The sequence below is a fragment of the Streptomyces cyaneochromogenes genome (assembly GCF_003963535.1).
In the GTDB taxonomy this organism is placed as follows: Bacteria; Actinomycetota; Actinomycetes; order Streptomycetales; family Streptomycetaceae; genus Streptomyces; species Streptomyces shaanxiensis.
In genome coordinates this window covers 2183859-2203878 of the sequence record NZ_CP034539.1, presented here as the reverse complement: position 1 = coordinate 2203878, position 20020 = coordinate 2183859, and the positions used below count along the sequence as shown (strand labels likewise).

Genomic DNA, 20020 nt, shown 5'->3' with positions numbered 1-20020 from the left:
GACCCGTGTCCCGCACCGCACTGCGCATCTGTCCCCTGTGCGAGGCCACCTGCGGCCTGACCCTCACCATCGAGGGGACCGCCGTGACCCACGCCCGCGGCGACCGCGAGGACGTGTTCAGCAAGGGGTTCATCTGCCCCAAGGGCGCCTCCTTCGGTGCCGTCGACGGCGACCCCGACCGGCTGCGCACCCCGCTGGTCCGCAAGGACGGCGAGCTGCGCGAGGCCACCTGGGAGGAGGCCTTCGACGCGGTGGCCGCCGGTCTGCGCCCGGTCGTCGAGCGGTACGGACCGAACGCGGTCGGCGTCGTGCTCGGCAACCCCAACGTGCACACCATGGCCGGCGCCCTCTACCCGCCGGTGCTTATCGCCGGCCTGCGCACCCGCAGCCTCTTCACCGCGTCCACGGTCGACCAGATGCCCAAGCACGTCTCCAGCGGGCTGCTCTACGGCGACGCCAACGCGATCCCCGTCCCCGACCTCGACCACACGGACCACTTGCTGCTGATCGGCGCCAACCCACTGGAGTCCAACGGCAGCCTGTGCACCGCGCCCGACTTCCCGGGCAAGCTCAAGGCGCTCAAGGCCCGCGGCGGCACCCTCACCGTCATCGACCCGCGCCGCACCCGCACCGCCAAGCTCGCCGACCGGCACCTCGCGATCCGCCCCGGCACCGACGCGCTCCTGCTGGCGGCGATGGCGTACGTCCTGTTCGAGGAAGACCTCGTGGACACCGGCGAGCTGACCCCGCACCTCCAGGGACTCACCGAACTCCCCGACGCCGTACGCGACTTCACCCCCGAAGCCGTGGCCGCCGCCTGCGACATCGACGCCGGCACCATCCGTACCCTCGCCCGCGAGCTCGCCGCCGCGCCGACCGCCGCCGTGTACGCCCGGATCGGCAGCTGCACCGTCCCGCACGGCACCCTCGCCAGCTGGCTGGTCGACGTACTGAACATCCTGACCGGCAACCTCGACCGCCCCGGCGGCGCCCTCTTCCCACAGGCGGCCACCGACAGGACGCCTCGCCCGGCGGGGCCCGGCCACGGTTTCGCGCTGGCGCGCTGGCACTCCCGGGCCAGCCGGCACCCCGAGGCCAAGGGCGAGCTGCCGATCTCCGCGCTCGCCGAGGAGATCGACACCGCGACCGAGGAGGGCGAGCCGATCCGGGCCGTCATCGCCGTCGCCGCCAACCCCGTCCTGTCGGTGCCCGACGGCGACCGGCTCGACAAGGCCCTCGACTCGCTCGACTTCATGGTCAGCGTCGACCCGTACCTGAACGAGACCTCGCGCCACGCCCACGTCGTGCTGCCGCCGCCCCCGCCCTCGCAGAGCCCGCACCACGACTTCGCCTTCAACACCCTCGCCGTACGCAACCAGGTCCGCTACAACCGGCCCGCCGTCCCGCTGGAGCCCGGTCGCATGGCCGAGACGGAGATCCTGGCCCGGCTGACCCTCGCCGCCACCGGGATGCACGGCGCGGATCCGGCGGCCGTCGACGACCTGGTCATCGGGCAGACCCTCGGCAAGGCGGTGAAGGAAGCGCACTCCCCGGTACACGGCCGCGACCCCCAGGAACTCGCCGCACAGCTCTTCGGCGACACCGGCCCCGAGCGCCGGCTCGACATGATGCTGCGCCTCGGCCCCTACGGCGACGGTTTCGGCGTACGACCGGACGGGCTGAACCTGGAGGAACTGCTGGCGCATCCGCACGGCATCGACCTCGGCCCGCTCCGCTCCCGGCTGCCGCAGCCGCTGAAGACCGTCAGCGGCAAGGTCGAGCTGCTGCCGCAGCCGATCGTCGACGATCTGCCGCGCCTGAGGCAGGCCCTGCACGAGCGCCCCGAGGGGCTCGTCCTCGTCGGCCGGCGCCATCTGCGCTCCAACAACAGCTGGATGCACAACGTCCCCGCCCTCACCGGCGGCACCAACCGCTGCACCCTGCACATCCACCCCGAGGACGCCGAACGGCTCGGCGTCACGGACGGAGCGCCCGTGCGGGTCAAGGGCGCCGGGGGAGAGGTCACCGCCCCCGCGGAGGTCACCGACGGCGTGCGTCCGGGCGTGGTGAGCCTGCCGCACGGCTGGGGACACGACCGCCCCGGCACCCGGCTGAACCACGCGCGGAAAGAACCCGGCGTCAACGTCAACCAGCTCCTCGACGGCAGCCTGCTTGACCCGCTGTCGGGCAACGCGGTCCTCAACGGAGTACCGGTACTGCTTTTTCCCGGGGGATAACCCCCGGACCCCCAGCAGAAAAGCAGTCGGCGGGGGCGACCGGCGCGGACGTCGGCGAAGCGAAGCCTGAGTAAAACCGGCCACCGTGGCGGCCCTGTGAGCAGCGCAAAGCTGTGACCTGGGGTTTTGCGCTTATTGCTCGCACGTCAACGTCTTGTTAACGCCGTAGAGCGGGACCTAACGTCAACGCACCGCCGGCCCTGGTGGGTCGTTCAAGGGCGAACGTTAGGTATCCACTCATGCTGACCATCCTTGGCTTCGCCATGATCGCGACCTTCCTGGTCCTGATCATGATGAAGAAGATGTCGCCGATCGCGGCGCTCGTGCTGATCCCGGCATTGTTCTGCGTCTTCGTCGGGAAGGGCGCCAACCTCGGTGACTACGTCATCGACGGCGTCACCAGCCTCGCTCCCACCGCGGCGATGCTGATGTTCGCGATCGTCTACTTCGGTGTGATGATCGATGTCGGTCTCTTCGACCCGATCGTGCGCGGAATCCTGAAGTTCGCCAAGGCCGACCCGATGCGGATCGTCGTCGGCACGGCGATCCTCGCCGCGATCGTCTCGCTCGACGGCGACGGCTCGACCACCTTCATGATCACCGTCTCGGCGATGTACCCGCTGTACAAGCGCCTGAAGATGAGCCTGGTCGTGATGACCGGTGTCGCCGCCATGGCCAACGGCGTGATGAACACCCTGCCGTGGGGCGGCCCGACCGCCCGCGCCGCCACCGCGCTCAAGCTCGACGCCAGCGACATCTTCGTCCCGATGATCCCGGCCCTGCTCGTCGGTCTGCTGGGCGTCTTCGTCCTCTCGTACTTCCTCGGCCTGCGCGAGCGCAAGCGCCTCGGAGTGCTCACGCTGGACGAGGTCCTGGTGGAGGAGAAGGTCGAGGAGAAGGAGACCGAGACGGTCCTCGTGGGCGCCGGTTCCGGTGCCTCCGGTACGTCCGGGACGTCCGGCAAGGACAAGGCCACCGGCGGCGCCGGCTCCGGCACCGACGCGGAGGACGACGACGAGGAGCGCTTCACCGTCCTCGACCCGAACCGCGCCACCCTGCGCCCCAAGCTGTACTGGTTCAACGCGCTGGTCACGGCCACCCTGCTGACCGCCATGATCATGGAGTGGCTGCCGATCCCGGTGCTGTTCCTCCTCGGCGCCGCCCTCGTGCTCACCGTGAACTTCCCGCACATCCCGGACCAGAAGGCCCGCCTCGCCGCCCACGCCGACAACGTCCTCAACGTCTCCGGCATGGTCTTCGCCGCCGCCGTCTTCACCGGCGTCCTGCAGGGCACCGGCATGGTCGACCACATGGCCAAGTGGATGGTGGACGTCATCCCCGAGGGCATGGGCCCGCACATGGCCCTGGTCACCGGTCTGCTGAGCCTTCCGCTCACCTACTTCATGTCGAACGACGGCTTCTACTTCGGCGTCCTGCCGGTCCTCGCCGAGGCCGGCGCGGCGCACGGCGTCTCCCCGCTGGAGATGGCCCGCGCCTCCCTGGTCGGCCAGCCGCTGCACATGTCGAGCCCGCTCGTCCCGGCCGTCTACGTCCTGGTCGGCATGGCCAAGGTGGAGTTCGGCGACCACACGAAGTTCGTGGTCAAGTGGGCGGCGCTCACATGCCTCATCATCCTCGGGGCAGGGATGCTCTTCGGAATCATCTGATCCGCAACCACCTTGCAGGAGGACTCGTTCATGGCGCCCGGTGGGAACCGCGGCTGGCTGCTCCGCCTCGTCATCGCCTTCAGCTTCGCGCAGGGGGCGGTGTCGATGGCCCGGCCCGCCGTCTCCTACCGGGCGCTGGCGTTGGGCGCGGACGAGCGGGCGATCGGTGTGATCGCGGGGGTGTACGCCCTGCTCCCGCTGTTCGCCGCGGTCCCCCTGGGGCGTCGCACCGACCACGGCCGGTGCGCGCCCCTGCTGCCGATCGGCGTGGTCCTGATATCCGGCGGATGCGCGATGAGTGGTATCGCGGGCTCCCTCTGGGCGATGGCGATCTGGAGCGGGGTGATGGGCCTGGGCCACCTCTGCTTCGTCATCGGCGCCCAGTCGCTCGTCGCCCGCCAGTCCGCCCCGCACGAACAGGACCGCAACTTCGGCCACTTCACCATCGGCGCCTCCCTCGGCCAGCTGGTCGGCCCGATCGCCGCGGGCGCGCTGATCGGCGGCCGGGACATGGCGGCCACCAGCGCCCTCGCCCTGCTGGTGGCGGGTGCGGGCGGCGCGGTCGCGTTCACCTCGCTGTGGCGGATAGAGAGCCGTACGACGGCCAAGTCCCGTGAGGAGCAGGGCGAACGCGTTCCCGTACGGCGCATCCTGCGCGCCCGGGGCGTGCCCGCCGGCATCTTCGTCAGCCTCGCCGTGCTGTCCGCGACCGACATCCTCACCGCCTACCTTCCGGTGGTCGGCGAGCACCGGGGCATCGCGCCGTCCGTGATCGGCCTCCTGCTGAGCCTGCGCGCCGCGGCCACCATCGCGTGCCGTCTGGTTCTGACGCCCCTGCTGCGACTGCTCGGCCGCACCCTGCTGCTGACCGTGACCTGTCTGCTGGCGGCCCTGCTGTGCGCCGGGATCGCGCTGCCGGTGCCCGTGTGGGCGCTGGCCGTGATATTGGCGGTGCTCGGTTTCTGCCTCGGCGTCGGCCAGCCGCTGTCCATGACGACGGTCGTCCAGGCGGCCCCCGAGGGTGCCCGCTCGACAGCGCTCGCCCTGCGGCTGACCGGCAACCGCCTCGGCCAGGTCGCCGCCCCGGCGTCGGCCGGCCTGGTCGCGGGCGTCGCCGGGGTCGCTGCGCCGTTCGTGATGCTGGCGGCGTTGCTGCTGCTGTCGGCGGGGGTCGCGGTGCGCACGCCGAAGCGGCCCGGGGGGCCCCGATCAGCCGCACGGGAGCGGCCGAAAGGCTCGGGATTGCGCCGGACGAGCGATATTTGACGACGCGCCGGACGTCGTGCGGCGCGTCGTGGTGCGCGTGAAGGAGAGTCAGGCGAAAGAACGATTTGTATGAAAATCGTCTGAATCTGAGGAGCGCGTATGCCGACCCTGACACCCTCACGTGCCTTCCGTGCTCGCGCGGGCGCCACAGTCGTCCTCACGGCCCTCGCCGCGGCGGGTGCGTCGTGGGTGGCGGCGCCGACCGCGTGGGCCCAGGGGGAGAACGGCGACATCAGGATCCACCGCGAGGGCGTGCCCTACGGGGTTCCGAAGGACGACCCGGTGGTCTGCCGGTTCTACCTCGACGCCGTCAACTTCGACATCCTCGCGTCGATCACGTACACCATCTCGCCGCAGCCTCCGCTGCCCACGGGCGCCACCGTCACCGGCGCCATCCAGCTCGCCGGGGGTGCCGGGCACACCGATGTCCTGGGGCTTGCCGAAGGCCAGTACAAGCTCACCTGGGTCGTGACGGGCATCCCGCCGAAGGAGAAGGTCTTCCGGGTCAGGTGCGGCGACCGGCGGGACGGCGACCGGCGGGACGGGGACGGCGGTCCGCGCGGGGAGGACGGCGGCCCGCGCGGGGAGGACGGCGGCCCGCGCGGGGACGACGGCCCGCGTGGGGAGATCGGGGACAACGAGCGGGGCGGCGAAGGCGGCGACCGCGGCGAAGGATGGGGCCGTGGCGACAACGACGGCCCGAGAGGCGGTGTGCACGCGGGCGGTGGCGGGCTCGGCGACACCGTGGCCGCGTACGCGCCGGTGGCGGGCGCCGGCCTGGTGGGCCTGGTAGCCGTCGGCGGCACCGTGTACGTCCGCAGGACCCGCCGGCAGCCCCATGGTGCCGCGTAGGCGCAGACGCAGGCCCTGGTACCGGACCCGCGCCTTCCGCCTCGCCAGGACGGCCGTGCTGACGGTCATCCTGGTGACGGTGGTGGTCCGGTGCGAGGGGCACGGCGACCCGATCGCGCCGACAGGGCCCGACGGCCGGCACCCCGTGGCGGCCGCCGAGCCCACGCCCCCGCCCCGCCCGCTCCCGAGGTCCCGGCCGACGTCCGTCCGTATCCCGTCCCTGGGCATCGACGCCCCGGTGATGGGCCTCGGGCTCACCGCGACCCGCGAGTTGGAGACACCGCCGGTCGACGACCCGAAGCTCATCGGCTGGTACCGGGGCGGTCCCACACCCGGTGAGCGGGGCGTCGCGATCGCGGTGGGCCACCGCGACACCACGACCGGCTCCGCCGTCTTCGCCGGGCTCGCCTCGGTGAAGCGCGGCAAGAAGATCGAGGCGCGCCGCGAGGACGGCCGTACCGCCGTCTACACCGTGGACCGGGTGAAGGTGTACGACAAGGCGAACTTCCCCGACAAGGAGGTCTACGGCCCGGCCCGGCGTCCGGAACTCCGCGTGCTCACCTGCGGCGGCCTCTTCGACCGGGAGACGGGCTACACCAGCAACGTGGTGGTCTTCGCCCACCTGACGGCGACGAAGTGACCCATGGCCGCGACGGAGTGTCCCATGGCCGCGGCGAAGTGACCGCTGACCGCGACGAAGTGACCGATGACCGGACGAAGTGACCAACCCCTTCCCCCGGCCGGGCACATTCCGTTAACTTCCGTGACTCACAGGCCCCGTACGACCCGCACGGGGCCTTCGAATCCACGGAGCAGCGGCGCTCCGCACAGCCCTCGGGGGCAGCAGTCATGACACGCGCCATCTCCCTGCACGACGTGAGCAAGTCCTACACGCGTGGTGTCCGGGTCGTGGACCGGCTCTCGCTGGACATCGAGCCCGGTGAGTTCCTCGTCCTCCTCGGGCCCTCCGGCTGCGGCAAGTCCACCGTGCTCAGAATGATCGCCGGCCTGGAGGAGATCGACGAGGGCGAACTGCTCCTGGACGGCGAGTGGGCCAACGACCTGCTGCCCGCCGACCGGCGCATGGCGATGGTCTTCCAGAACTTCGCTCTCTATCCGAGCATGACCGGCCGCGACAACATCGGGTTCCCGCTGCGCATCGAGTCGCCCGGCGCGGACCCGCGCCCACGGGTGGACGCCACCGCCCGCATGCTGGGCATCGAGGACCTCCTCGACCGCTTCCCCGCGCAGCTCTCCGGCGGTGAACGCCAGCGCGTCGCCATGGGCCGGGCCATCGCCCGCCACCCCACCGCGTTCCTGATGGACGAGCCGCTGTCCAACCTCGACGCCAAGCTCCGCAACCACCTGCGCGCCGAGATCTCCGGCCTCACCCGGAAACTGGGCGTCACCACGGTCTACGTCACCCACGACCAGGCCGAGGCGATGTCGCTCGGCGACCGGGTCGCCGTCCTGCGCGGCGGCGTCCTCCAGCAGGTCGGCGCTCCGCGCTCGGTGTACGCCCTGCCCCGCAACGTCTTCGTCGCCGCCTTCATCGGCACCCCGCGCATCAACCTCCTGCGCGGCGTCGTACGCGCCCCGCTGGACGGCGCGATGACCATCAGCCTCGGCAAGCAGTACCTGCGCCTGCCCGAACCCCTTTGCCTGGACCACCAGTTGCTCCGGGTCCAGCAGGGCCGCGAGGTCATCGTGGGTCTGCGCTCCGAGGCGGTGCGCATCGCCAAGCCCGCCTCCGCACGGCCCGGCGAGGTGCACATCACCGGGCTGGTGGAGCACGTGGAGTTCCAGGGTCACGAGGTCCTCGTCCACTTCAACACGGGCTCCCGCCCGGCCGTCGTACCGGACCTGGAGGCCCCGCGCCCGGCCGTCCGCCCCGCGCGCCGCCGTCGCCGCGAGGGCGGCACGGTCCTGGACCGCCTCAGGGAACGCGCGGGCGCCCTGCGCGCCGGCCCGGTGGTGACGCTCGACGACCCGGCCGACGCCGGGCCCGATCCGACACCGCCCGAGGGCCGACTCCCCGGCGACCTCATCGTCCGTACCACCCCCGACTTCGAGCTCCGGCACGGCATGCACGTCCCGCTCCTCGTCGACCTCGCCCATCTGTTCGTCTTCGACCAGCACGGCGACCGCATCTGCCCGGCCCCGGCGCGCCTTCCCGACCTGGAGGAGTGAAGTCCGCCGGACATGGCTAGTCATGCGGCCATGAACGTGCACTTCACCCGAACCCGGGCCGTCCTCACCGCCGTCGGCCTCCTGCTGGCCGTCGGCGCGCCGACCGCGTACGCCACCCTCGACGACGACACCTCCGCGGCGCCGGCCGCGTCCTTGGCCCCCGCACGGGGAGAGCCGTACATCGAGACCCGGTTGTTCTTCGGCACCGCCCGCCCGGACGCCGGCCCGGCCGTCACCGACCAGCAGTTCATGGCGTTCGTCGACAAGGAGGTCACGCCGGACTTCCCGGACGGGCTCACGATCCAGTCCGGGCGCGGACAGTGGCGGGACGCGAGCGGGACGATCGAGAAGGAGCGGTCGTACGAGCTGATCCTGCTCTACCCGCGGGGGCAGGCGCAGAGCAGTGACCGCAAGATCGAGGAGATCCGCCGCGCCTACGAGAAGGCCTTCGGCCAGGAGGCGGTGGCGAGGGTGGACGACAGGGCGCGGGTCGACTTCTGATGTCATGGGGCGCGGCTCACTCCGGAGGCGTCTGGCGCGGTAAAACTATCGCCGCTAGTTTGTGAGCCGGACGACGAGCCGGACGACGGCGACGGCAGCCGGTCGATGAAACGGCCCACCCGGGAGGAAGCTCGATGAAGGCACACGACGGCATGTACATCGACGGCGCATGGCGCCCCGCCGCGAGCGGGGAGGTCATCGAGGTCGTGAACCCGGCCGACGAGCAGGTCGTCGGCCGGGTCCCGGCCGGCACCGCCGCCGACGTCGACACCGCCGTACGGGCCGCCCGTGCCGCCTTCCCGGGCTGGGCCGCGACCCCGCCCGCCGAGCGGGCCGCGCGGCTGGCCGCCCTGCGGGACGTGCTGGTGGCCCGCAAGGACGAGATCGCCGAGACGGTCACCGCCGAACTCGGCTCGCCGCTGAACTTCTCGCAGGCGGTCCACGCGGGCGTGCCGATCGCGGTCGCGGGCTCGTACGCCGAGCTGGCGGCGACGTACGCCTTCGAGGAGAAGGTCGGCAACTCGACCGTGTACCACGAGCCGATCGGTGTGGTCGGGGCCATCACGCCCTGGAACTACCCGCTCCACCAGATCGTCGCCAAGGTCGGCCCGGCGCTGGCCGCCGGCTGCACGGTCGTCGTGAAGCCGGCCGAGGACACCCCGCTGGTGGCCCAGCTCTTCGCCGAGGCGGTGCACGAGGCCGGCATGCCCGCGGGCGTCTTCAACCTCGTCACCGGTCGTGGCCCGGTCGCGGGCCAGGCGCTCGCCGAGCACCCGGACGTCGACCTGGTCTCCTTCACCGGCTCCACCGCCGTCGGCCGGCAGATCGCCGCCGTGGCCGCCGCGGCGATCAAGAAGGTCGCCCTGGAGCTGGGCGGAAAGTCCGCAAACGTCATCCTGCCGAGCGCCGACCTGGCCAAGGCGGTCAACGTCGGCGTCGCCAACGTCATGTCCAACTCGGGGCAGACGTGCAGTGCCTGGACGCGGATGCTGGTGCACCGGGACCAGTACGACGAGGCCGTGGAGCTGGCCCGGGCCGCCGCTGCGAAGTACGGGGAGCGCATCGGCCCGGTGGTGAGCGCCAAGCAGCAGACGCGGGTGCGCGGTTACATCGAGAAGGGTGTCGCGGAGGGCGCGCGCCTTGTCGCGGGCGGGCCCGAAGCGCCACGCGAGCAGGGCTACTTCGTCAGCCCGACCGTCTTCGCCGACGTGACGCCCGAGATGACCATCGCGCAGGAGGAGATCTTCGGCCCGGTCCTGTCGATCCTGAAGTACGAGGACGAGGCGGACGCCCTGCGGATCGCCAACGGCACGGTCTACGGCCTCGCGGGCGCCGTCTGGGCGGGCGAGGAGGCGGAGGCGGTGGCCTTCGCGCGCTGTATGGACACCGGCCAGGTCGACATCAACGGCGGCCGCTTCAACCCGCTCGCCCCCTTCGGCGGGTACAAGCAGTCGGGCGTCGGCCGCGAACTGGGCGCGCACGGCCTGACCGAGTACCTCCAGACCAAGTCCCTGCAGTTCTGAGGAGCCTTCACGTGGTTCGCGCAGCAGTTCTTCCCGCCGTAGACGCTCCTTTGGAGATCACCGAGATCGACCTCCCGGACCCCGGCCCCGGCCAGGTCCGCGTCCGCCTCGCCGCCGCCGGTGTCTGCCACTCCGACCTGTCCCTGTCCAACGGCACGATGCGCGTCCCGGTCCCCGCGGTGCTGGGCCACGAGGGCGCGGGCACGGTGGTGGCCGTGGGGGAGGACGTCACCCATGTCGCCCCGGGGGACGCGGTCGTCCTCAACTGGGCGCCGTCCTGCGGCGGTTGCCACGCCTGCGGGCTCGGCGAGGTCTGGCTGTGCGCCAACGCGCTGAACGGCGCCGCCGACGTCTACGCCCGCACCGCGGCGGGCGTAGACCTCCACCCCGGCCTGAACGTCGCCGCGTTCGCCGAGGAGACGGTCGTCTCGGCGGGCTGCGTCCTGCCGCTCCCGGACGGCATCCCGCTCACCGACGCCGCCCTGCTGGGCTGCGCCGTGCTCACCGGCTACGGCGCCGTGCACCACTCGGCGCGGGTCCGGGAGGGCGAGACGGTCGCGGTGTTCGGCGTCGGGGGAGTGGGCCTGGCCGCCCTGCAGTCGGCCCGGATCGCGGGCGCGGCAAAGATCGTCGCGGTCGACGTCTCCCCGGAGAAGGAGGAGCTGGCCCGGGCCGCGGGCGCCACGGACTACGTCGTCGCCTCCGAGAACACCGCCCGCGAGATCCGCGCCCTCACCGGCAAGCAGGGCGTCGACGTGGCCGTCGAGTGCGTCGGCCGTGCGACCACCATCCGCACGGCCTGGGACTCCACCCGCCGCGGCGGCCGCACCACGGTCGTCGGCATCGGCGGCAAGGACCAGCAGGTCACCTTCAACGCCCTGGAGATCTTCCACTGGGGCCGCACCCTCTCCGGCTGCGTCTACGGCAACACCGACCCCGCCCGCGACGTGCCGATCCTGGCCGAGCACGTGCGGGCGGGCCGCCTGGACCTGGGCGCCCTGGTGACGGAACGGATCGCCCTGGAAGGCATCCCGGCGGCGTTCGAGAACATGCTGGCGGGCAAGGGCGGCAGGGCGCTGGTGGTGTTCTAGCCCCGCCTCCCGCGCGCCCCGGTCTCCGTGCGAGGCCGGGGCCCTCGGCATGCCCGGATCCCGCTCTGCGTGCCGTCTACAGGCAAAACTGCTGCTGCGCGACCCGTTGACGTCCATACCGTCCGGTCAGTACGTTCCCGGAACCCGAGCCACCCCCTGTTCCGTCCCCGCACCCATCGGAGTGTGCACGCATGGACACGGCACCTTCCGCCCAGCCGCTCACCCCTACCGCTACCGCCGTCGGCAACCGCCGCCGTGTCGCCACCGCCGCCGCTCTGGCGTCAGCCGTGGAGTGGTACGACTACTTCGTCTTCGGTATCGCCGCCGCACTGGTCCTCGGTGACCTGTACTTCCCGGCCGGCAGCTCCACCGCCGGAGTGCTCGCCTCCTTCGCCACCTTCGCCGTCGGGTTCCTGGCCCGCCCCCTCGGCGGCATCGTCGCCGGCCAGCTCGGCGACAAGCGCGGCCGCAAGCCGATGCTGGTCCTCGCGCTCACCCTCATGGGCCTCGCCACCACCGGCATCGGCCTGCTCCCGACGTACGAGACGATCGGCGTCGCCGCCCCGATCCTGCTGGTCCTCTTCCGGGTGCTGCAGGGCATCGCCGTCGGCGCCCAGTGGGGCGGCGCGATGCTGATGGCCACCGAGTACGCCCCCGAGGGCAAGCGCGGTGTCTACGGCAGCTTCGTCCAGCTCGGCGTCCCCATCGGCGTGGTGACCGCCAACACCGTCTTCCTGCTGGCCGGGGCGTTCACGACCGACTCCGAGTTCGCGGCCTGGGCCTGGCGCGTGCCGTTCCTCGTCGGCCTGTTCGTCCTCGTGCTCGCCTGGTACATCCACACCCGCGTCGAGGAGACCCCCGAGTTCCGGGAGGCGGAGCAGAAGCTGGCCGAGCAGGAGAAGGCCGAGCAGTCCTCCCCGCTGCGCACGATCCTGAAGGACCACCTGGGCACGGTCCTCCTGGCCGGCGGCTCCTTCGCCGTGAACACCGCGACCTTCTACATCATCATCACCGGCGTGCTCGACTACACGACCCGCGAACTCGGCATGAAGAAGAGCGCCGTCCTCATGGTCTCGCTCTGCATCAGCCTCACCCAGCTGGTGCTGATCCCGGCCGCGGCCGCGCTCTCCGACAAGGTCGGCCGCATCCGCGTCTACGCGATCGGCGCGGCCGGTATCGCCCTGTGGGCCGTACCGCTGTTCCTGCTGATCGACACCGGTTCACTGCTGTGGCTGGCGGTCGGCACGTTCGTCGCGAGCTGCTTCCTCAGCATCATGTACGGCCCCCAGGCGGCCCTGTTCGCCGAACTGTTCACGCCCGAGATGCGCTACACCGGTGCCTCCCTCGGCTACCAGATCGCGGCCGTGCTCGGCGGCGGCCTCGCCCCGTTCATCATGGTGCTGCTGCTGGAGGCCACGGGTACCTCGATGGCCGTCTCCGGCTACATCATCGGCCTCTCGGTGATCGCCCTGCTCTCCATCAAGGTCCTTGCGGACAGGGCGCGTTCACGCTGACTCGCGAGCCTGCTCGGGTCGTGGCGCCGCAGCCACGACCCGGGCGGACCGCGTCCGGGACCGCGACACGGCGACCCCCGCCAGACACAGCGCCCCGCCCGCCAGCGTGAGCGGCCCCGGCACCTCGCCCAGCGCCAGCCACGACATCAGCACGACCAGCGCGGGCACCGCGTACGTGGTCGCGCCCATACGGCTGGCCGTCGTGCGGGCCAGGGCGAACGCCCACGTGGTGAAGGCGAGGGCCAGCGAGAAGACGCCCAGATAGACCATGTTGAGCGTGGCGGACAGGGGCGCGTCGGCCACCTCGCCGATCAGCTGTCCGGTGAACGGCAGGCAGAGGACCGCGCCGACCAGGCACCCGTACGTCGTCACCTGGAGCGCGCTCGCATGGCCGAGCGCCGGCTTCTGCGCCACGACACCGCCCGCGTACCCGACCGCGGCGAGCAGACACAGCACCACCCCGAGCACGGACGAACCGCCCCCGCCCGACATCGACAGCCCCACGGTCACCGCACCGGCGAACGACACCGCCATCCCGGCCAGCAGCCGCGGCGGCATCGGGTCACCGAGCAGCCGGGCGCCCAGCAGCGCGATCAGGATGGGCCCGATGTTCACCACGAGCGCCGCCGTACCGGCGTCCACCTGCTGCTCGCCCCAGTTCAGCACGACGCTGTAGAACCCGAACCACAGCAGCCCCGATATCGCGATCCCGGGCCAGGCGGCCCGAGGGGGCAGCCCCTCGCGCCGGATGAGGCATATGACCCCCAGCACCAAAGCACCGACGAGCAGCCGCCCCAGCGCGAGCGCACCCGGCGAGTACACCTCACCCGCACTGCGGATGGAGACGAAGGCGGAGGCCCACAGGACGACGGTGAGGGTGGCGGCACCGGCGGCGAGCAGTTCGGTACGGCGCGCAGGGGAGGCGTTCATCATGCTCCAGAGGCTAGGAGGGGAGGGTGGGCGAGGGCTCGCGGATTTCGGACGGGACGATGGGGCGTGTGGTGCCTGTTCAACGGCGTCGGCTGCAGCCGACCCAGGGGCGCGGGGAACTGCGCGACAAGCCCCCACGCACCCGCACTCGGCACACAACACAACCACCCACCCCCGTAGCCGCCCGCCTCACCACAACGCCCCCGCCTCGATACCCAGGAGCTCCCCCAGAGCCCGCTCCCCCGACGGAGTCACTTTCACCGCCCGCTCCGACCCGATCCGCACGCACCACCCCGCATCCAGCGCATGCCGGCACAGGGCCGCGCCCGCGACACCGGCCAGGTGAGGCCGGCGTTCCGTCCAGTCGAGACAGGCTCGGGCAAGCGGCCGACGCCCGGTGCGTTCGAGGTGGATCCCGGCGGAGTCGAACCAGCCCAGCCCCGCGTCCGTGAGAGCGAACCCGGTGTCCTGCCGCAAGAGCCCGCGCACGGTCAGCGCGTCGGTGACCGCGATGCCGAGCCGCCCGGCGAGATGGTCGTAGCAGGTGCGCCCACGCGCCATGGCGGACCCCGCGCTGGACTCCCGTAGATTCCGCGGCCGTACGGCCGTTGCCGGGGTGACCTGCGCGGCCAGGTCCTCCACCAGCTGGGCGACCCGCGCGTCGGCCAGCCGGACATACCGGTGCCGTCCCTGCCGCTCCTCGGTGAGCAGCCCGCCCGCCACCAGCTTGCCCAGATGCTCGCTCAGCGTGGACGCGGCGACCCCGGCATGCCGCGCCAGCTCACCGGCCGTCCACGCCCGCCCGTCGAGCAGCGCCAGCAGGCAGGCGGCCCGGGTCTCGTCGGCGATGAGCGCGGCGAGCCGGGCGAGGTGCGGTGCCTGGGGGTCCTTGGTGGCCATGCGTCCCAGGATGGGGCACGGACACTTCGGCGCTCACCGAAAGGTTCCCAGCCGGTGTCAGCCGGCCCGCCCGACCTGCTCGTACTGCCGGGCCAGCCCGTCCAGCAGCGCCGCGAGCCCGGTTTCGAAGGCCCGCTCGTCGATCTTCTCCTGCTGCTCGGCGAGGAGGTGGGCCTGTCCGAGGTGGGGGTAGTCGGCGGGGTCGTACGCGCTCGCGTCGTCCACGAAGCCGCCGGCGAACGAGCCGAGCGCCGAGCCCATGATGAAGTACCGCATCAGCGCGCCGATGGACGTGGCCTGCGCCGGCGGCCAGCCCGCGTGGACCATCGCGCCGTAGACGGCGTCGGCGAGGCGGAGACCGGCGGGGCGGCGGCCGGGGCCCTGGGCGAGGACCGGGACGATGTTCGGGTGGTCGCGCAGGGCGGCCCGGTAGGAGACGGCCCAGTCGTGCAGCGCGGTCCGCCAGTCCCGGCCGTCCTCGAACATCGACAGGTCGACCTGCGCGCTGACCGAGTCGGCGACCGCCTCCAGGATCTCGTCCTTGGTGCGGAAGTGGTTGTACAGGGACGGCCCGCTCACGCCCAGTTCGGCGGCGAGCCGGCGGGTTGAGAAGGCCGCGAGGCCCTCCCCGTCCACGAGTTCGCGCGCCGTCTCGACGATCCGGTCGTAGCTGAGGAGGGGCTTGCGCGGTCGGGCCATGGCGCACATAGTAGGGCTGCCCAACGGAAACTAGCAGTGCTAATTTAAATGTACGGCTTTCAATGGACGGCCCTCGGTGGCCGCTGTCTGTGGGGTGACTCGGCATGAACCTGGAGCTCAGCGAGGAACAGATCGCCGTCCGACGGCTCGCCCGGGACTTCGTGGACCGCGAGATCGCCCCGAACGTCGTCGCGTGGGACCGTGCCGAGGAGGTGGACCGCTCGATCGTCAAGAAGCTCGGCGAGGTCGGCTTCCTCGGTCTGACGATCGACGAGGAGTACGGCGGCTCGGGCGGCGACCATCTCGCGTACTGCCTGGTCACGGAGGAACTGGGCCGGGGCGACTCCTCGGTGCGCGGGATCGTGTCGGTCTCGCTCGGCCTGGTCGCCAAGACGATCGCCGCCTGGGGGAGCGAGGAGCACAGGCGCCGCTGGCTGCCGGGGCTCACCGCGGGCGAACTGGTCGGCTGTTTCGGCCTGACCGAACCGGGCACCGGATCCGACGCCGGCAACCTGGCCACCCGCGCGGTCCGTGACGGCGACGACTACGTCATCAACGGCACCAAGATGTTCATCACGAACGGCACGTGGGCCGACGTCGTCCTGCTCTTCGCCCGCTCCACCGACGCGCCCGGCCACAAGGGCGTCTCCGCCTTCCTGGTCCCCACCGGCGCCCCCGGCCTGACCCGCCGCACCATCCACGGCAAGCTCGGCCTGCGCGGCCAGGCCACCGCCGAGCTGGTCCTCGAGGACGTACGGGTGCCCGCGGCGGCCATGCTGGGGGAGGAGGGCAAGGGCTTCTCGGTCGCGATGTCCGCCCTGGCCAAGGGGCGGATGTCGGTCGCCGCGGGGTGCGTGGGCATAGCCCAGGCCGCGCTGGACGCGGCCGTCCGGTACGCCGGTGAACGCGAGCAGTTCGGCAAGCCCATCGCCCAGCACCAGCTCGTCCAGGAGCTGATCAGCGACATCGCCGTCGACGTGGACGCGGCCCGCCTGCTGACCTGGCGCGTCGCCGACCTGATCGACCGCGGGCTGCCCTTCGCCGTCGAGTCCTCCAAGGCCAAACTCTTCGCCTCGGAGGCCGCCGTCCGCGCCGCCAACAACGCCCTTCAGGTCTTCGGCGGCTACGGCTACATCGACGAGTACCCGGCGGGCAAGCTGCTGCGCGACGCCCGGGTGATGACCCTCTACGAGGGCACGAGCCAGATCCAGAAGCTGGTCATCGGGCGGGCGTTGACGGGCGTTTCGGCGTTCTGAGTACGCGTCTGAGTACTTCGGCGGATGTGGCCGGCGCCACCGTCGCCGACCCTGTTCCCCATGAGTGACACACCGGTCAAGCAGCAGAGCACGGCGGCGTTCTACGGGCAGGCCGTGGCCTCCTTCGCGGTCGCCATGGCCGCCACCGCCATCGGCATCTACCAGCTGAACGCCAACGCCTGGGTGCGCGGCTTCCTCGCGATCGCCGTCCTCTACCTGGTGACCTCCGCGTTCACCCTCGCCAAGGTCATCCGGGACCGCCAGGAGGCCGGGCAGATCGTCAGCCGGGTCGACCAGGCGCGGCTGGAGAAGCTGCTCGCCGACCACGACCCCTACGAGAAGGCCTCACCTCGTACGGCCGCCTCCGACCGGACTCACTAAGCGCTCGCTCAGCATCGGCGGTATGGTGGGGGCTCGCCCGATGAAAAGGTGTGGCCCGAAGGGCCTCCGTTAGGGCGGTGGTGGGTGACGGGCGGGCGAGAGGGGCGAGTGAGCGATGAGTACGGCGGAGGAGACGGCCGGCGGCGAGACGTCGGCGTGGGGTGAGGTCACGCCCGACGCGGCCCGGCGGCTGCTGGTCGCCGCCGTGGAGGCCTTCGCCGAGCGCGGCTACCACGCCACGACGACCCGTGACATCGCGGGCCGCGCCGGCATGAGCCCGGCCGCGCTCTACATCCACTACAAGACCAAGGAAGAGCTCCTCCACCGCATCAGCAGCATCGGCCACGCCAAGGCCCTCGACATCCTGCGGACCGCGGCCCGCCGCGAGGGCACCCCGGCCGAGCGGCTCGCCGACGCGGTGAGCTCCTTCGTCCGCTGGCACGCCGGGGGGCGTACGACCGCGCGCGTCGTGCAGTACGAGCTGGACTCGCTCGGCCCGGACGCCCGCGCCGAGATCCTCGCCCTGCGCCGGCAGTGCGACGCCGAGGTGCGCGGGATCATCGAGGACGGTGTGGCGGCCGGTGACTTCGACGTGCTGGACGTGAAGGGCACGACCCTCGCCGTCATGTCGCTCTGCATCGACGTGGCCCGCTGGTTCAACGTCGACGGCCCCTGGACGCCCGACGAGGTCGGCGCGCTGGACGCCGACCTCGTGCTGCGGATGGTGGGGGCGAAGTAGCCCACTGCCCGGCTCAGAGGTAGTAGCGGGACACCGACTCGGCGACGCACACGGGCTTGTCCCCGCCCTCGCGTTCCACGGCGAAGGCGACGGTGACCTGGATGCCGCCGGTCACGTCCTCGACGCCGGTGATGGTGGCGGTGGCGCGCAGCCGCGAGCCGACCGGTACGGGGGCGGGGAAGCGAACCTTGTTCGTCCCGTAGTTGACGCCCATCTTCACGCCTTCGACCGCGATGAGCTGGGGTCCGAAGAGCGGAAGCAGCGACAGCGTGAGGTAGCCGTGGGCGATCGTGGTCCCGAAGGGGCCCGCGGCGGCCTTCTCGGGATCGATGTGGATCCACTGGTGATCGCCGGTGGCCTCCGCGAACAGATCGATCCGCTTCTGGTCGACCTCCAGCCAGTCGGTGTACCCCAGCTGCTCTCCCACCGCCGCCTTCAGGTCGTCGGCGGAGGTGAAGATCCTCGGCTCTGCCATGTCCAGGCCTCTCGCGTCGCGTATGTCCAAGCCTCATGCCTAAGCGACTGCTTAGCATGCTAGGCCGGGAAGGCTCTGTCAACGGTCCGGGGCCGAGTCGCGATAGGTAGGTTGGGGGACGTGCCCCAGATCCCCGAGAAGATCCACGAACTCACGGTCGGCCAGGTCGCCGCCCGCAGCGGCGCCGCCGTCTCCGCCCTGCACTTCTACGAGTCCAAGGGCTTGATCAGCAGCCGTCGTACGTCCGGCAACCAGCGCCGCTACACCCGTGACACCCTGCGCCGGGTGGCCTTCGTCCGGGCCGCGCAACGCGTGGGCATCCCCCTGGCCACGATCCGCGAGGCCCTCGCCGAACTCCCCGAGGAGCGCACCCCCACCCACGAGGACTGGGCACGCCTCTCGGAGGCCTGGCGCTCGGAGCTGGAGGAGCGCATCAAGCAGCTCAACCGCCTCCGCGACCACCTGACCGACTGCATCGGCTGCGGCTGCCTGTCGCTCGAGACCTGCGTCCTCTCCAACCCGGACGACGCCTTCGGCCAGCGCCACGCGGGTTCCCGACTGATGGTGGAACAAGGGAGGGGGCGCCGGAAGGGGAACGGCGCCGAGAGGGCCGGCGGGCAGGGACAGGAGGCCGGGGACGGCCGTGGGTGAGCAGCCGCTGGGAAGCTCTACCGGCCCAGCGGCACCACGTCACTCGTACTCGGTCCCGCCCTTGCGCGTCAGATAGGCCGGACTCACCGCCTTCGCGATCGCCCGCCCGCCGGTGACCGCGCTGTACCGCTCGGCAGCCGGCCGTATCACCACGCCCTCGCGCAGATGCAGCCCCCGCCCCGAGACCGTCTCCCGCCCCGTGGCGACCTCCAGCACCCGCTCGATGTCGAACGCCCCCTCGAACAGGCGCGGCACCAGGGGCAGTTCGCCTTCCAGCACCTCGGCCGCGTCCAGCCACCGCACCTGCCCGTCGATGTCGGCAGACACGTCGAAAGCGGCGTACCCCAACGTCTCCCGGCGCCCGTCGGCCCCGTAGTTCAGGTCCTGCACGCCCGCCCCGAACACCTCCCCGAAGATCCCGACCCGCCGAGCCCCGAGCCGCTCGGCGATCCGGGCCGCCGCCTCGGCGACACCGTGCCCCCGCACCGCGCGCCAGTACAGGTTCCGCGGCTCCTCCTTCAGCGCCAGCGACTTCGCGCCGAAGCCCTTGGAGGACACGTACACCCGCTCCTCGTCGGCGACATACGTCAGCAGGCACGCCGACCCGTGCAGCTTCTCGGTCAGCACCACCGGCTCACCCGGAGCGAAGATGTCGGGGTAGCGCTGGATGTTCTCGATGTCGACCCACGGCAGCAGATCCGGCGCCGACTCCACGTCACCGGACATCGTGGGCGGGATCGGCGGCACCCATTTGGTGATCCCGAGCGCCTCGGTGAAGTCGGTGCCCTCCACGGCCGCCCGCTCCAGATCCACGTCGGCCAGCGCCTTCGGACGGCACACGATCCCCTGCGACAGCTCGCCCCGCAGCCGCACCGCCTTGACCCGGTCGGACCTGCTCCCCGCGAGCCGCCCGGTCAGCCCCAGCTCCTCGATCAGCCCGGCCGGCAGCACGGACTGTTCGGGGATGTACACGGCGGCCTCACCGCTGCGGTACGCGCCCTTGGCGACGACGGCCCGGTACAGGCCCACCTGGGCCAGTTCGAGGGCGTCGGCGTTCGGATGCTCGTGGACGGTCAGCACTTCGGCGGTGACGCGCAGCGTCGACATGAGGGGCTCCTTCAGGGACTCGGGCCGGGTTTCATCGCCCC

Annotated in this window: 19 protein-coding genes; 14 read left to right on the top strand and 5 right to left on the bottom strand. The window is 71.7% G+C overall.

Translation table 11 applies throughout. The features are described 5' to 3' along the window. Positions 1–5 precede the first annotated feature (5 nt). The 10 genes from EJ357_RS09710 to EJ357_RS09665 all read left to right on the top strand — a co-directional run bounded on the left by EJ357_RS09710 (position 6) and on the right by EJ357_RS09665 (position 12841). Entirely contained in the window at positions 6–2237 is a 2232-nt protein-coding gene (locus tag EJ357_RS09710) for a molybdopterin oxidoreductase family protein (protein ID WP_126390598.1), read from the top strand. A gap of 203 nt (positions 2238–2440) precedes the next feature. Next, positions 2441–3904 carry a CitMHS family transporter gene (locus EJ357_RS09705; RefSeq protein WP_323377914.1) on the top strand — a complete coding sequence of 488 codons (1464 nt, stop codon included), beginning with the start codon at positions 2441–2443 and terminating at the stop codon, positions 3902–3904. Positions 3905–3934: 30 nt separating this feature from the next. Beyond that, entirely contained in the window at positions 3935–5170 is a 1236-nt protein-coding gene (locus tag EJ357_RS09700) for an MFS transporter (RefSeq protein ID WP_126390594.1), read from the top strand. A gap of 99 nt (positions 5171–5269) precedes the next feature. Next, entirely contained in the window at positions 5270–6022 is a 753-nt protein-coding gene (locus EJ357_RS09695; protein ID WP_126390592.1) for a hypothetical protein, read from the top strand. Continuing rightward, a complete protein-coding gene (locus EJ357_RS09690; RefSeq protein ID WP_126390590.1) occupies positions 6009–6662 on the top strand; it encodes a class F sortase in 654 nt (217 codons plus the stop codon). The genes EJ357_RS09695 and EJ357_RS09690 overlap by 14 nt, the downstream gene beginning before the upstream one ends. A gap of 209 nt (positions 6663–6871) precedes the next feature. Beyond that, the gene (locus tag EJ357_RS09685) at positions 6872–8212 is read left to right on the top strand and encodes an ABC transporter ATP-binding protein (protein WP_126390589.1); all 1341 of its coding nucleotides are present in this window, start codon (positions 6872–6874) and stop codon (positions 8210–8212) included. 30 nt (positions 8213–8242) lie between these two features. Beyond that, positions 8243–8713 (top strand): DUF3574 domain-containing protein, encoded by a 471-nt coding sequence (locus tag EJ357_RS09680; RefSeq protein WP_126399330.1) that lies wholly within the window; start codon positions 8243–8245, stop codon positions 8711–8713. 134 nt (positions 8714–8847) lie between these two features. Beyond that, positions 8848–10236, top strand: a complete 1389-nt coding sequence (locus EJ357_RS09675; protein WP_126390588.1) for an aldehyde dehydrogenase family protein — start codon at positions 8848–8850, stop codon at positions 10234–10236. Between the two features lie 11 nt (positions 10237–10247). Next, entirely contained in the window at positions 10248–11327 is a 1080-nt protein-coding gene (locus EJ357_RS09670) for a Zn-dependent alcohol dehydrogenase (RefSeq protein WP_126390587.1), read from the top strand. Positions 11328–11518: 191 nt separating this feature from the next. Continuing rightward, the gene (locus EJ357_RS09665) at positions 11519–12841 is read left to right on the top strand and encodes an MFS transporter (protein ID WP_126390586.1); all 1323 of its coding nucleotides are present in this window, start codon (positions 11519–11521) and stop codon (positions 12839–12841) included. On the opposite strand, the gene EJ357_RS09660 is transcribed toward EJ357_RS09665, so the two are convergent. The 3 genes from EJ357_RS09660 to EJ357_RS09650 form a co-directional block, all read right to left on the bottom strand. Continuing rightward, positions 12833–13774: a DMT family transporter gene (locus EJ357_RS09660; protein ID WP_126390585.1), complete on the bottom strand. Its 942-nt coding sequence runs from the start codon at positions 13772–13774 to the stop codon at positions 12833–12835. The two genes, EJ357_RS09665 and EJ357_RS09660, sit on opposite strands and share 9 nt — an antisense overlap. Positions 13775–13960: 186 nt before the next feature. Then, entirely contained in the window at positions 13961–14671 is a 711-nt protein-coding gene (locus EJ357_RS09655) for an ArsR/SmtB family transcription factor (RefSeq protein ID WP_126390584.1), read from the bottom strand. A gap of 57 nt (positions 14672–14728) precedes the next feature. Then, positions 14729–15370, bottom strand: a complete 642-nt coding sequence (locus EJ357_RS09650) for a TetR/AcrR family transcriptional regulator (protein ID WP_126390583.1) — start codon at positions 15368–15370, stop codon at positions 14729–14731. Between the two features lie 104 nt (positions 15371–15474). Between EJ357_RS09650 and EJ357_RS09645 the strand changes: the two genes are divergently transcribed. The 3 genes from EJ357_RS09645 (at position 15475) to EJ357_RS09635 (ending at position 17746) form a co-directional block, all read left to right on the top strand. Next, positions 15475–16626: an acyl-CoA dehydrogenase family protein gene (locus EJ357_RS09645; protein ID WP_126390582.1), complete on the top strand. Its 1152-nt coding sequence runs from the start codon at positions 15475–15477 to the stop codon at positions 16624–16626. Between the two features lie 60 nt (positions 16627–16686). After that, on the top strand, positions 16687–17007 hold the full coding sequence (locus EJ357_RS09640; RefSeq protein ID WP_126390581.1) for a YiaA/YiaB family inner membrane protein: 321 nt from the start codon (positions 16687–16689) through the stop codon (positions 17005–17007). A gap of 115 nt (positions 17008–17122) precedes the next feature. Continuing rightward, positions 17123–17746, top strand: a complete 624-nt coding sequence (locus EJ357_RS09635) for a TetR/AcrR family transcriptional regulator (RefSeq protein WP_126390579.1) — start codon at positions 17123–17125, stop codon at positions 17744–17746. 13 nt (positions 17747–17759) lie between these two features. Here the strand turns inward: EJ357_RS09635 and EJ357_RS09630 are convergent, their stop codons facing one another. Continuing rightward, entirely contained in the window at positions 17760–18221 is a 462-nt protein-coding gene (locus EJ357_RS09630; protein ID WP_126390577.1) for a MaoC family dehydratase, read from the bottom strand. Positions 18222–18341: 120 nt separating this feature from the next. Here EJ357_RS09630 and soxR point away from each other — a divergent pair, with 120 nt between their 5' ends. Beyond that, entirely contained in the window at positions 18342–18872 is a 531-nt protein-coding gene (soxR, locus tag EJ357_RS09625; RefSeq protein ID WP_126390575.1) for a redox-sensitive transcriptional activator SoxR, read from the top strand. A 39-nt stretch (positions 18873–18911) separates the two neighbouring features. Here soxR and EJ357_RS09620 read toward each other — a convergent pair whose 3' ends face one another. Then, the gene (locus EJ357_RS09620; RefSeq protein WP_126390573.1) at positions 18912–19979 is read right to left on the bottom strand and encodes an RNA ligase (ATP); all 1068 of its coding nucleotides are present in this window, start codon (positions 19977–19979) and stop codon (positions 18912–18914) included. Positions 19980–20020 lie beyond the last annotated feature (41 nt).